The organism is Ruegeria sp. CDSC054 (assembly GCF_059610645.1).
In genome coordinates, this window is the sequence record NZ_JBXWOA010000002.1 from 416,738 (window position 1) to 429,362 (window position 12,625).

16 protein-coding genes are annotated in these 12,625 nt (G+C 50.9%); 10 read left to right on the plus strand and 6 right to left on the minus strand.

Annotation, left to right across the window (positions count from 1 at the left end):
- Window positions 1–47: 47 nt before the first annotated feature.
- The 5 genes from rpsD to AC2FGC_RS06045 form a co-directional block, all read right to left on the minus strand.
- Window positions 48–668: a 30S ribosomal protein S4 gene (rpsD, locus tag AC2FGC_RS06025; protein ID WP_282151804.1), complete on the minus strand. Its 621-nt coding sequence runs from the start codon at window positions 666–668 to the stop codon at window positions 48–50.
- 200 nt (window positions 669–868) lie between these two features.
- On the minus strand, window positions 869–1,369 hold the full coding sequence (locus AC2FGC_RS06030) for a hypothetical protein (RefSeq protein ID WP_496723937.1): 501 nt from the start codon (window positions 1,367–1,369) through the stop codon (window positions 869–871).
- 416 nt (window positions 1,370–1,785) lie between these two features.
- Window positions 1,786–2,481, minus strand: coding sequence for a hypothetical protein (locus tag AC2FGC_RS06035; RefSeq protein WP_496781646.1), 696 nt, complete (start codon window positions 2,479–2,481; stop codon window positions 1,786–1,788).
- A 416-nt stretch (window positions 2,482–2,897) separates the two neighbouring features.
- Window positions 2,898–3,515, minus strand: coding sequence for an exonuclease domain-containing protein (locus AC2FGC_RS06040; protein WP_496723934.1), 618 nt, complete (start codon window positions 3,513–3,515; stop codon window positions 2,898–2,900).
- Window positions 3,516–3,534: 19 nt separating this feature from the next.
- A complete protein-coding gene (locus AC2FGC_RS06045) occupies window positions 3,535–3,831 on the minus strand; it encodes a hypothetical protein (protein ID WP_496781648.1) in 297 nt (98 codons plus the stop codon).
- A gap of 367 nt (window positions 3,832–4,198) precedes the next feature.
- Between AC2FGC_RS06045 and AC2FGC_RS06050 the strand changes: the two genes are divergently transcribed.
- The 9 genes from AC2FGC_RS06050 to AC2FGC_RS06090 all read left to right on the plus strand — a co-directional run bounded on the left by AC2FGC_RS06050 (window position 4,199) and on the right by AC2FGC_RS06090 (window position 11,410).
- Complete coding sequence (locus AC2FGC_RS06050) at window positions 4,199–5,857, plus strand: TadE/TadG family type IV pilus assembly protein (protein WP_496723930.1); 1,659 nt, start codon at window positions 4,199–4,201, stop codon at window positions 5,855–5,857.
- Window positions 5,854–6,387 (plus strand): TadE/TadG family type IV pilus assembly protein, encoded by a 534-nt coding sequence (locus AC2FGC_RS06055; protein ID WP_496781650.1) that lies wholly within the window; start codon window positions 5,854–5,856, stop codon window positions 6,385–6,387. Before AC2FGC_RS06050 ends, AC2FGC_RS06055 begins: the two co-directional genes overlap by 4 nt.
- A gap of 1 nt (window position 6,388) precedes the next feature.
- A complete protein-coding gene (locus AC2FGC_RS06060; protein WP_496723926.1) occupies window positions 6,389–6,946 on the plus strand; it encodes a TadE/TadG family type IV pilus assembly protein in 558 nt (185 codons plus the stop codon).
- Between the two features lie 300 nt (window positions 6,947–7,246).
- On the plus strand, window positions 7,247–7,981 hold the full coding sequence (locus AC2FGC_RS06065; RefSeq protein WP_496723924.1) for a hypothetical protein: 735 nt from the start codon (window positions 7,247–7,249) through the stop codon (window positions 7,979–7,981).
- 370 nt (window positions 7,982–8,351) lie between these two features.
- Window positions 8,352–8,609, plus strand: a complete 258-nt coding sequence (locus AC2FGC_RS06070; protein ID WP_496723922.1) for a YjhX family toxin — start codon at window positions 8,352–8,354, stop codon at window positions 8,607–8,609.
- A 25-nt stretch (window positions 8,610–8,634) separates the two neighbouring features.
- A complete protein-coding gene (locus AC2FGC_RS06075) occupies window positions 8,635–9,141 on the plus strand; it encodes a GNAT family N-acetyltransferase (RefSeq protein WP_496724574.1) in 507 nt (168 codons plus the stop codon).
- Window positions 9,142–9,403: 262 nt separating this feature from the next.
- Window positions 9,404–10,294: a DMT family transporter gene (locus AC2FGC_RS06080; RefSeq protein ID WP_496781652.1), complete on the plus strand. Its 891-nt coding sequence runs from the start codon at window positions 9,404–9,406 to the stop codon at window positions 10,292–10,294.
- A gap of 43 nt (window positions 10,295–10,337) precedes the next feature.
- A complete protein-coding gene (locus AC2FGC_RS06085; RefSeq protein WP_496723918.1) occupies window positions 10,338–10,670 on the plus strand; it encodes a protein tyrosine phosphatase family protein in 333 nt (110 codons plus the stop codon).
- Between the two features lie 44 nt (window positions 10,671–10,714).
- Window positions 10,715–11,410, plus strand: a complete 696-nt coding sequence (locus tag AC2FGC_RS06090; protein WP_496723916.1) for a glutathione S-transferase family protein — start codon at window positions 10,715–10,717, stop codon at window positions 11,408–11,410.
- Here AC2FGC_RS06090 and AC2FGC_RS06095 read toward each other — a convergent pair.
- The gene (locus AC2FGC_RS06095) at window positions 11,397–11,987 is read right to left on the minus strand and encodes a TetR/AcrR family transcriptional regulator (protein ID WP_496723914.1); all 591 of its coding nucleotides are present in this window, start codon (window positions 11,985–11,987) and stop codon (window positions 11,397–11,399) included. The two genes, AC2FGC_RS06090 and AC2FGC_RS06095, sit on opposite strands and share 14 nt — an antisense overlap.
- Before the next feature lie 138 nt (window positions 11,988–12,125).
- On the opposite strand from AC2FGC_RS06095, the gene AC2FGC_RS06100 reads away from it, so the two are divergent.
- Window positions 12,126–12,488, plus strand: a complete 363-nt coding sequence (locus AC2FGC_RS06100) for a TrmO family methyltransferase domain-containing protein (protein ID WP_496781893.1) — start codon at window positions 12,126–12,128, stop codon at window positions 12,486–12,488.
- The last annotated feature ends 137 nt before the right edge of the window (window positions 12,489–12,625 follow it).

Sequence of the window (12,625 nt, forward strand, 5' to 3'; positions counted from 1 at the left end):
AAGGCCGCGCAGATGCGCGGCCTTTCGAAAATTCGATGTCGGCGAGATTAGTTCTTCGCGTAGAATTCGACGACCAGGTTCGGTTCCATGACGACCGGGTAAGGTACATCGCCCAGGCCCGGCGCGCGAACGAAGGTCGCGGTCATTTTCGAGTGGTCGGCGTCAATGTAGTCAGGCACGTCACGCTCGGCCAGAGCAGCGGCTTCAAGAACAACAGCCAGTTGCTTGGACTTGTCGCGCACTTCGATCACGTCACCTTCTTTGACACGGTAGCTGGGGATGTTGACCCGCTGGCCGTTCACTTTGACGTGGCCGTGGTTCACGAACTGACGTGCAGCAAAAACGGTTGCAACGAACTTAGCGCGGTAGACAACAGCGTCCAGACGACGCTCCAGCAGACCGATCAGGTTTTCACCGGTGTCGCCGTTCACACGCACGGCTTCGGCGTAGATGCGGCGGAACTGCTTCTCGGTCAGGTCGCCATAGTAGCCCTTCAGCTTCTGCTTGGCGCGCAGCTGCAGACCGAAGTCCGACAGTTTGCCCTTGCGCCGCTGGCCGTGCTGGCCGGGGCCATATTCGCGACGGTTGACCGGGGATTTCGGACGACCCCAGATGTTTTCCCCCATCCGGCGGTCAATTTTGTACTTGGCAGACGTGCGTTTGGTCACGGCTGATCTCCTTCTTTAGGTCGAGGCCCACACAGGCCACTATGAAGGGCGTTGTCCTCTTGAGGTTTCCCCCATGACAGGAATCCCCTTGCGGGGTCCACCAACACCAATGAAGCCGCGCTTATATCCGCAGAACTGGCGGAGTCAACACGGCTATGGTTTTTTTGCTATGTGCGAATGCAGGCAGCCTGATTGGAACTTTAGTCTGCTACGCTTCGGACGCCCGCAACTGCGTTTTCCCAACCCTTATCCATCGGCGACCGCGTCGGGAAAGCGACAACGGTTTGGTCCGTGAGGCTGGAATTGCTTTCGCTTTCAAACTCGGTATACGCACTGACCCAGAATTCCTGATCGCGCGCCGGATACCCATTTTCAAAAACCAGCGTTGGATCTGCCTCTCCGGCGACCGAAAACAATAGCGCCGTGTACTTTTGCGCGCCATTGGTCAGAACGATACGACCCAGTGCTCCGTCTGCCAGATTCGGCAACGGCGCTATTCTGCTTAGCACTTTTGATGCGTATGCTTCGGCCTGGCCCGACAACACAAGGCCCTGCTCGGCCGGACTGGCCAACGAAAGGGCCTGCCCTCGCCACGACCAAGCGGCTCCTACTTTCAAAAAAGACTGAGGCGCCGCCTCAAGTCCGTTTAACTCTGTCTGCGTCCACGAAATGGATATGCGACCGCTGTCCCCGGCTGTCATTGTATCCGCCTGTACCTTTCAACAAATCACTGCTTACTACACCTACTTATCAGGACAGAATCTGGCGGAAAAGAGACCGAAGTGCAGCAATCACGTAAATGTTTCCGGTGTGTCAAGTCAAACTGATACTAAAAGTGAAAATAATTCAACCTTAGATTGTTTCTGACAAATGGCGACACACTAGTCTCAAGAAAGATCAAAGCGATTCTCTACTCAAACATTTGTTTTTTAATTGCAAATTAAGCCTAGGGTATTCGCCCTTCATGTACCACCAATTCCACGCGGTATTTTGGGAACCATGATATTCCGCTTCATCCAATGCTATCTGTGCATCCGATTTGAGCCGTCCGATCGTTGCATTACAGCAACTAAATTGGGCAGCGGTGCCAATCTGGGCCTGCCCCTACTTCAACTCATCAATGGGTGTCATTCGACTGCTTCAGCTTGTCCAAGTAAGCTCGTTTCGCGGCCGCCACCTCTTCATCGCTCAAATTCGACCGATTCAGGTCCAGAAAATAGTCCGCGCCACCTGCAGGCTGGACGTTCCGATTTTCATGTGTGATGAGCCTGTCGGATCTCACATTCAGAATGGACAGTGTCTTGATCAACGCGAAATCGTGATCGCCCAGCCCAGAAACGTTGACAGATTCGACCTCGGCGCGCGGTGAAACCACCTCTTTCACGCGGCGCACCACCATCTCAAGATCTGCACCCTGTTGCAACGCCTTGCCGTACTGTGACAGATCCTCGCGGATTCTATGGCTGCGAAGGTTTTGCCAATATGTAATTCTGATCCAATCAGCCGCGTTTCTGGTCGTAAATAGAAAGATAATGCGATCCCCGGCATCAGTCAGGCGCAAGACCTCATCCAACAGAGTTTTGGCAAGAACGTGCGTTTGCTCATATGACCAAACCCCTTTGCGACCGGGGATCAAACCAGCGAATTCTTCATTGCTGATCAGCAGGGGTTTGCCACCATGGTCCGCAAAAGGCTTCAGCGCCTCGCGAACGATTGCTCCGAAATTGCGAAGGGTGCGATCCTTGGGGGCGACCGCATACCGCCGCGCGGCCAGGCTGGCTTCTTGCAAGTCATCAGGCAAAAGAACATTCACGCGATCTTTCAGGTATCCCCGATTTTTCGAGAGCGTCTTTTGCAAGGTCGTTGTGCCCGTTTTATGAAAACCTTGATGAATTACGACCTTCAAAACATAACGTCCCGTTCGTCCTTGGCCTGCGTGGTGTTGGGCTTTCAAAAAAATGCCAAACCTGCTCAACACAGGTTTGGCGCTTCTTTGGTCAGACCAATTTGAATGTAAAATGACCCATAGTTTGCCCATTTGGCAAACACTTTTGGCATGCAAATCATAGCCTTAACCGAGACCCATCTTTGAATGTTACTCTTTGGCGCCCATAAAATACACATAGCATGCACATTAAATCTAAATACTATTTCTCATGAAATTTGAGCCCTCAGTTTGAGCTGATGGTTGTTTTAATGCCTTACGGCCCACGAAGTCGCCCTCTCGCACTACTGAAAATCAAAGACCAACTGCTGTGAGGCATTCAGCAGCCCGATTTTTCGCCCCATTGAAGCTTCTGCTTTCAAAGTAACTTCGGCAGCAGCACGTGCATCTTCCCCGGCATCATGGTGTTTGAATTGAAGCCCTAACACCTTCTTGAGATTGGCCAGACCATGCCCACCATTGCCCCCCAACTCCGGCCAGGCTTGGCGAGCGATGGTAACGCTGTCTGACCATACCGACTTCAACACTTGAAGTCCTGCAAGTCGGCACGCTGCGTCAAAGGCTTTCTCATCGTAACGGCTATGTTGAATAAGCGGATTTGCATTAAGAACCGGACGCAGGTCTGGCAGTACTTCTGCAAATTTGGGGGCGTTTTTGACAGTCGCAGCATCAATGCCATGCAATCGGGTGTTGCCTGCAGCGAATGGCGTGCAGGGATCGATGTATGCACTATAAGTTACAATTGAGCTGTCAAACCCAACAAAAGCGAGGCCAATTTGACAGATGCTCGCGATATCGTACCCGGCAGTCTCGACGTCCACAGCTATGAACCTAGGGTTGTCGCTCAGCGGTTCGACCTGATTGAAACAGGTTGGTAAAGACAAAGATGCAGCAATGGCCATGATAACGACTTTCACACGCTCACTGACTGATGCAAAGCCCGACCAGTAGCTGAGCAAAGCAGCTAGGCTTCTTTTCCTGACCACGCAGCACATGATAGCAGTCATTGGTACAGATTGTAGCGAACAGCGTAAGAGAGCCCGACCTGCTCATTCGACATAGCGCAGCGAAGGTCGGATTTTTCATGGGGTTGGCCACAAATGCGGCTCGAATCGCGGCCATCATCGCGTCCTGAGGCCCTTGTTCTTGCGCCTTGCTGGATGCCATCACCAGCTTGGAGGCAGGCGTGTTTCTATGTTTGTTTGCATAGTCTACCATCTGCGCGTTGCCCTTGGTGCTGACCGCAGCGCTGCAGAGTGCTCTGCCAGATGGGATGAATGGCCGTTTTCAAGAAGGCAGCCCCATTTTTGAAGCCTCTATATTAACCAGACATTAATGAATCGTTTTTTTCCATAAAAGATAATCCCTCCAAATGGCCAGTAGGCCGCCGCATTTTTGACATATTCAAATCACAGAGTTTATAGAGATGCTCTCAGTTAAAAAATAAACCTAATTCCAAAGACTTAGAGGGATTCTGAGTCAATGTCCTAGTAAATGTTTCCGTAATTGCAATACCTGCAATTGCGAGCTTTCCCCTAATAGAAATGAACTTATGGCAGCTTTCCGCCGCTAAAGGAGGTTATAAATGCCTACGAATTTTGTAAAATCAACAAGCTCTAGCGTTTCTCCTGCATTCGGTGTGTGGAAAGGTGCTCGACGTCTTGCCCGCGACGAGGATGGCGCGCTTACTATATTCGCCCTATTTATGTTTGTGGCTATTGTCGCCTTTGTGGGAATTGGTATCGATTTCATGCGCCACGAGAGCGAACGTGCAAATTTGCAGTACACGCTGGATCGGTCTGTTTTGGCTGCGGCGGATCTTGATCAAAAGGCGGAACCAGGATCTGTCGTTCGTTCGTACCTAGAAAAGGCGGGCCTTCTGGAAAATCTGACCAATATCAATGTAGTCAACGACACTGGTTATCGAGAGGTGTCGGCGACAGCCCAATCTGAGATACAGACCCAATTCATGCACCTCTCTGGTGTTGATACATTGATCGCACCCGCAGCGAGCACTGCCGAGGAAAGCGTCGGTGCTGCCGAAATCTCAATCGTATTGGACGTTTCGACCTCGATCGACTTGTTTCAATTAAAAAATGCAACGAAAAACATCATCACAAAGATAGGAAAGAAAAACGGGCATTGGAGCAACGAAGTTTCGTTTTCCCTGATTCCGTATTCCAGCCAGGTTAACGCTGGCGCAGATTTGCTGAAATACTACAATGTCGACCGTTTTCATGGCCACTCGCATTGCGTCAACTTTATCGACAATGAATTTAGCAAGCCTGATCTTTCTCTGACCAGAGTGCTGGAGCAAACGGCTCATTTCGACCCTTACACCGAGACAAAAGAGCCGATTCAAAATCCCGTTTGCCCAATCCGCCCTGGATCAGCGATCCTGCCATTCCAAAACAATGAAACAGTGCTTCATGACTATGTCGATGGCTTGACCAAGCTAAGCAACCCAGTGGCAGACGAAGATTCTGGCCTGGACAACGGTGCAAATTGGGGCCTTATTTTACTGGATCCGAGCACACGCCCAGTCATCAATGGTCTGGCCACTCCTGTATCCGCAGATGGTGATGGTATCGTCCCGGAAGCATTCAAATACCGCCCAATGGATTACAATAGTAACGTTCTAAAAGTTCTGATCCTGGTGTCCGACGGGGACAATACCGATCAGCACATGCTCAACCCCTCGATGCGTACTACCTTGTCGGATTTGTGGTATAATGAGGAAGCCGATCGTTTCTCAGTCTTCCAATCAAATGGCACCCCTATGTATTGGTGGCCTCATGATAACAGCTGGCAGGATCACCCTTACGGCAACGGGGACTCACGTTGCACGACCAAAGGCAGCAAAACTTCATGCGTTAAAGAAGACGAGCCCGGCAAGTCGGTACAGTTGTCCTACGTTGAACTGCTGAACCTTGTGTCCTTGGAATACATCGAAAACAATATTTTCACCCAGTCGCCAAGTGCCTATGGGCAGTGGGAAAGCAGCGCGTTCAGCAAGAAAAATGCAGTAGCCAAGGATGCGCGCACCAAGCACGTATGCAAGGCAGCCAAAGATGAAGGCGTGATTGTCTTTAGTGTCAGCGTCAATGCCCCTGCGAACGGTCAAAAGGTGCTGCAAGGCTGCGCAAGCTCTGCCAGTCATTACTATGATGCATCGGCGCCTGACCTTACAGATGCCTTTACTTCAATCGCGTCCTCGGTTCGTATGTTGAGGTTGACACAATGATGCGCCGGATGTTCTCCGCTCTAACTGAGCTTCGCCGCAAGGAAGACGGCAATGTGACTGTCGAGTTTGTTATCATATTCCCTGCCGTGTTTTTCCTGGTTCTTTCGGGATTGGAGCTTGGCTTAGTAACACTGAAACATGCGCAACTGGAGCGGGCTGTCGACATGACCGTTCGCGACATTAGGCTGAACACCGGCATTAACCCACAGCATGACGATATTAAGGCGATTATCTGCAACCGAGCCGGTTTTATCAGCAATTGTGAAAACAGCTTGCGTCTAGAAATGATCCGTCAAGATCCATTTGCGTCCATAACAGTACCGACCATCCCTGACTGCACTGACTTGTCCGACGAGGTGCGCCCTGTGCGGACTTTTCAAAACGGCCTTGAGAACGAGTTGATGGTTCTTCGGGCCTGCGCCAAGATCAATCCCAGGTTCCCGACATCCGCTATGGGCAAGGCAATAGTTAACGAAGAAGGTCAATACGCTTTGACCGCTACAACCGTTTTCGTACAGGAGCCTAAATAGTATGAGGATTAACCGACTTTCGATACACTGTTCAAAACGATTCCTCGGCCGGGAAAACGGCTCGATTTCCGTCGAAGCCGTTCTTGTCATCCCAATCCTCTTTTGGGCGATCATGGCGGGTTATACATTTTTTGACGCTTATAGGCAGAATGCCTCGAACACCAAAGCAGCACATACGATCGGTGACCTAGTTTCTCGAGAAACTCGGGAGATCAATAGCGAATACATTGACTCGATGGTGGAAATGTTCAAATTAATGGTGGCAAATGATACGGATTTGAAAATTCGAATTTCGTTAGTTCTTTACGATGCAGCCAACGACAATCATTCGGTGAACTGGTCTGCAATTCGCGGCGAGTATGTTGAAAAGTTAACGGACGACAATATCGGTCTATATAAAGATCTTCTTCCCCCGATGTCGGATCAGAATACGCTTATTCTGGTTGAAACCTCCAACACGCTTGTCCCGATCTTTAGAGTAGGCTTAGACAATATCGAACTGAAAAACTTCATTTTCACCCGACCGCGCTTCGCAAACAATATTAAAGCGAACGTCTAAGTGCCTGAGCTCGGCAACGAAGGGTCCCCGTAGGTGCCACCAAGGCCCAAGCGTTACTCCCCCAGATCAACAGCGGCGGTTCGATCAAGGCGCAACGGAATCAACTAAAGAGCCCAAACTACTGAATGCTGCACTGCACACGATTGTCCGCTGTTACTTGGTCGCCAAAGCGCGTTGCTAGATTTTTCTTCCCATCAAGCTTGCTGATGCTACGAATAAGTTATGACAGATTTTTCGAATGAATTTTTTGGCCAGCCAGAACAGCAGGACCTGCAACGCAGGGCGGACCGTATTTGGACATTGGTCAAGAATGACCCGACTTATTCCTGCCATGGCCGCGCGGTGGGCCTTAGCGCGGAGAACGACATCGATTTGGTGAAGCAAATTGCGATGACTCGACTACAGGGCGTTTGCATGGCCGAAGGAACTCCTGTCGAAGCTGCCGATCGTAGGCGTGAAGGGCTTGAACAGCACGGTCTGAAAACGGATCAGTTCGTTGACTGGCAAGGGAGCGCAGCATCGCTTGAAGCCGCGGCCATGGTTTTGGCGTCGCGCAAGTTACCCGATGATCTCGAACTCGTGCGTGTAGATGCGCAAACACCAGGTGATGACTTGGCCAAATTGGATACGCTCACACAGGCATGTGGAGTCCTGCTTCCGATGGGCGCGTTCATCCGCGGGCTGAGACGCCCGAGCGTGTGTTTGTTGGCACGTGACCGCAAGGGGGAAGTCGTCGCGGCAACAGCAGCCGTTGCGCAGTTTCATCCTGATCACCGGAATGCCGATCAGGCTTGGTGGGGTATGCTAGCGACAGATGAATCGCGGCGGGGCGAGGGGATTGCCCTGATCATGGGCGCAAATTCAATGCTTGCTATGCGTGATCTCCATGGTCTTGGGACTTTTTTCACAGGGATCCGTGAAGGTAACGCGCCTTCTGAAGGTTTGTGCAGAAAATTGGAGATGGCGCCAACTAATGACGTGCATCTCATGGCGATAGACCCGGACGTGTTCGCAGCTGGGCGGTTGACCAAATAAGTCGTGTCCTAATTGCGTCTTTGGAGTATGCGACTGCTCCAAACTGAGCGACACAAGCCGACATTCCCAGAGCGAATTCAAACGGCAGCTTTGTCCCGCATCTTACCATTTTAAGCGTCGTGTAGCGAACGCCTGCTTCTCGGCAATGGATGCATTCCGCATGGTCTGTATTTACCTGAACCGATTCAGAGCCTAAGTGCTGACAGTGACTGGGGCAGCGGCCTCTCTCAATGGAGATTTTGTGAAAGAGTCCCGGGCCTAACGCCCGTTCCTGCCGACGCAAATTCAGGAACACCCACACTGATAGGCACACTCATGCGCGACGCTGAGTGGCCCGTTTGTTGTACTTTCGTAAAATCGAGACATCCCAATGAACATCTCAAAGCACGAGCAACGTGTTTTGCATGAACTCGCTTTAGGCGGCGAGATAAAATTCGTGCGCGCTGACAACGGCAAGGTCAAATCCGTACAGTGCTTCACACGTGACGGCTTCGTATTCTCAGCTTGCACCTTGGACGTATTCACGCGGCTCAAGGAAAAGCGCTTCATCAAATCCATCAAAGGCGGCCAATACCGCATCACCAAACTGGGCAACACATCCGTGCGCGCCCAAATGAACCAGACTTGAGGAAACACAAAAGAAAAACGATGACATTGACGCCATTCTAGACGTCCACCGATTGGCATTTGGCGAGGCCGAAGGCGAAGATATAGCTCAGCTCGCCAAGAGCATCCTTGACCATCCGGAGACGATTTCGATCAGTGCTGCACGGGACAGGAAACTCGCGGGTAATGTGCTGTTCACGCGATTTGTCTTTGCGGATCATCCCGATGCGACATGCTACCTGCTCGCACCGTGCGGCGTTGTTCCAGAATACCAAGGCCATGGCGTTGGAAAAGAAAACATGGAGACTGGCATCGAGCACCTCAGGTCCATCGGAACGGACGCAGTGTTCGTGTTGGGTGTCCCGACATTCTACCCGAGATACGGCTTTGTGCCGACCCAAAAGCAGGCACCTTATCCTGAATTGATGAGAGCGGCTGATGCTTGGATGGCTCTGGAGTTGACCTCAGGTATAGTCGAAAGACTGAGCGGCCCGACAAAGGCTATCCCACAATTCATGCATCCGCATTGGTGGGATACGTCACAACACGGTTGATGTCTGCATCGCCAGCAGAACCAGGCACTCGGTTTCAATGAACGAGTGCCTGGTTCGTCCCGCGATTGAAATCAACTCCACCAAATGCCGCAATTTCCCAATTTGAATGCTATCGCCATCCAATAATACGGTTAGATAAAAATCATACCAATTAGTATGATTTTTGTTGACTTGGTACTCACGCCAACATAATCACACTTGAAAGTATGATTATGAGTGGCCGAACTTCATTTGCTGCTCCTACAACGCAAAGGATACGGCAATGTCTGAAACAACAACCGCTCAACCAGGCAAGAACCTTCGATTCAAAGGAATGTTAATCGCGCTTGTCGGTGCAGCTCTGATGAGCCTCGACCCGGTGTTCATCCGGCTTTCTGGAGTCGATGAACTTGAAACCACATTCCTTTTTGGTTTGTTTACCGCAATTTCCATGGCTGTCGTCATTCAGGTAACTGACAAACGGGGTTTGTTCAAAGTCCTGATCGAAAGCGGGTGGCCTGTGATTGTCGCTGGCATTTTGATGTTGGCCAGCAGCACTGGCCTGGTCTTCGCCATTAAGAACACCTCTGTCGTCAATACCTTCGTAATTCTCAGTGCAATACCCGCCGTTGCAGCTCTGTTTGGTTGGATTTTCTTGCGCGAACGTGTCTCCAAGCAAACGACGTTTGCGATCATCGGGGTTATTGTCGGCATTGTCGTGGTTGTTTCCGGTTCTACCGGTGGCGGTGCCAGCAGTTTATACGGCGACTTGCTTGCCCTGTTTGCCGTTGCCGTTCTGGCACTGATGCTGACATTGCTGCGCAAATTTCCGGACGTTAGCCGCATGGGCGCGGTAGGCTTCGGTGGCTTCCTCGTCGCAGTGGTCATGTTCTTCTTCACCGAACCATCCTCCTTCAGCACCAACACATGGCTGATCATGGGCGTGATGGGTCTTCTTACGGCCCCGTTTGGCCGTGTACTGTCGATGGTTGCGACTCGCTACGCCACAGCGACTGAAGTTTCGATGACCCTGATGCTGGAAACCGTTCTGGCACCAGTTTGGGCATACATTTTCTTCACTGAAGTGCCGGGTGCCAACAGTCTCGCCGGTGGCGCCATCATCTTGATCACCATCACTGCTTACACGCTGTATCTGGCGAAACAGAAGGACTGAAGCCGCAAGGTTTCAGTCCTCTTTATGATGACAGGAGTTCAAAATGGACATCAAACAGATCTCAGCCGACTTCAGCGTAAGCTCGCAAATTTTTGAGAATGACCCGACAGCCGTGAAAGACGCTGGATTCAAGGGGATCATTTGCAATCGGCCCGACGATGAGATTGCGGGGCAGCCCAGGTTTGCCGAGATAGACAAGGCAGCGAACAAACTTGGATTGGCTGCCCGCTATGTGCCCGTTCAGCCCAGCGCGGTAACGAGCGAAGATGTGGCTGCATTTATCAAAGCGCTCGGAGATCTCGAAAGCCCAGTTTTGGCGTTCTGTGGGTCGGGTATGCGCTCTGCCTCACTGTGGTCCCTGCTGCACGCAAAGTAACCACTGACTGAACTTCCTGACCAATTTCAAAGCAAGAGGTGACCATGACTAAATTTGAGATTGTAGGTTATGATTTTTGCCCATTCTGCCAACCCACCTTAATCACGCTCAAGGAAAAGGGCGCTGAGTTCAAGGTTACTTACATAGAGCCCGACAAAAAGCCGAAGTGGGTGTACCAGTTATCGCCGCAGGGCGCGACGCCGTTTCTATTGGTGAACGGTAAGCCGCTATTCGAGTCTGCTGCCATGAACGAGTTCGCCAACGACGCAACCAGTGGCGACCTGCATCCCGAGGATGCGTTCCAGAGAGCGCAGAATCGCATGTGGATTGGTCGCAGCTATGATCTGCTGGATCACATCTATGAATTGAAAACCGCCAACGAACAGGTTGTGTTTGAAGTTGAAAAAGAGAAGCTGAGAGCCAAACTCTGCACGATTGACGAGGCTTTGGGCGATAACACGTATTTTAACGGGGGCGATTTCAGCCTGGTAGATACAGCGTTTGCACCTTCACTCCGAGCCATCGTGATGCTGGATGAACATTTCTCGACGGGCATACTATCTGAATTACAAAACATCGCTCGTTGGTCCAACAACGTCCTAAAAAGGCCATCGGTTCGGACGTCAGTTGTTGAACACTTTGAAGCCAATTCAGTGGCAAAAATCGCTGCTAGCGAAGCGTTCGTGGTTCGCTATCGCACGGTTAAGGCGGTGTGCGCACTGAACCCTAAGACTGATTAGAGTTAGCCAATACCATAGTCGTTGCGGCCTCCGCGAGCCGGACGATCTGCTGGTCGTTCGGCTGCCTTCTTCCAAGCAGAGCTTCATCCCGGTAGGCTGAAAGCATCGATGTATAAAGAAGTATCTCCTCGTGGGGGTCGGAAATGGACAGCCGTTTTTTGAAGAAATTATATAGTGCGGCATTTGTTTCATCAGGGGCCGCTGTAAAGAAAGTCTCTATGATCTCTGGCGATTTGACACTTTCTGCGGTCAGCAACCTAAAGACACGCATTGGTTCTTCTTGGATGTGCCAGCGGATAAATCCCTCTGCGAAGCCGACTAGCGCTTGTCGCGTATCAGAATGCTCAAGATGGCGAGTGAAGTCCGCATTGCTTGATTGTCCAAGGAACTTGATAGTTGTTCCAAACAATTCGATCTTGGATGGGAAGTAGCGATAGACGGTCTGCTTCGTCACGCCTGCTAGCGAAGCTATCCTGTCCATATTGGCGGCTTCATAGCCCGCCGAAAGAAATTCTTCCCTAGCAGCGTTCAGGATGGAGACGCGCTTCGCTTCTCTCTTTTCTTCCATCTTGCCCATACTGCAGTAACCACCCCCAATATTATCATCCCCATAAGTATGATAATATTGACTCCGGAGCAAGCGCAAGTTAATCATACCGTTCCGTATGATTATTAGAAAGTTCTCTAGATGCTTACCCTCAACCCAATTGGGTGAATCAAAACGCCCTACGAACGACTTGAAGATTGCCCGAACAATGTCGAGGCCGAAGGACCTGAATGTGAAGTCATCTTGTATCAAGAGTTTGCGCCGGGCTTGAAAGGTCTACGTGTCGGCCAATCGGTATTATTGTCATACTGGTTTGAATGTGTTGAAAGGCCTCTTGTTACACAAACCCGTGGACCAAAGGCCAACGGTAAGGAAGTTGGCACCTTTTCCCTACGTTCTCCGCATCGACTAAACCCAATTGCTGCCTCAACTGGTCCAATTCAGTGGATATCCGACGACAAACCTGGTGTGAGAGGGCTAGACTGCCTCAGCGGAACACAGCTCTTGGATATCAAGCCAGCGACAACATAAGCAATTTGATTTCCGGAATGCCGTTATTCGCGTAGCCGCAGCAAGAGCTTACTTTGGCGGCACTGCCGACAATGACCTAGATCGAAGCGAAAGACCAGTTTGGGTCAGAAATAATTGACGTTTGGGCCAAACAGCTG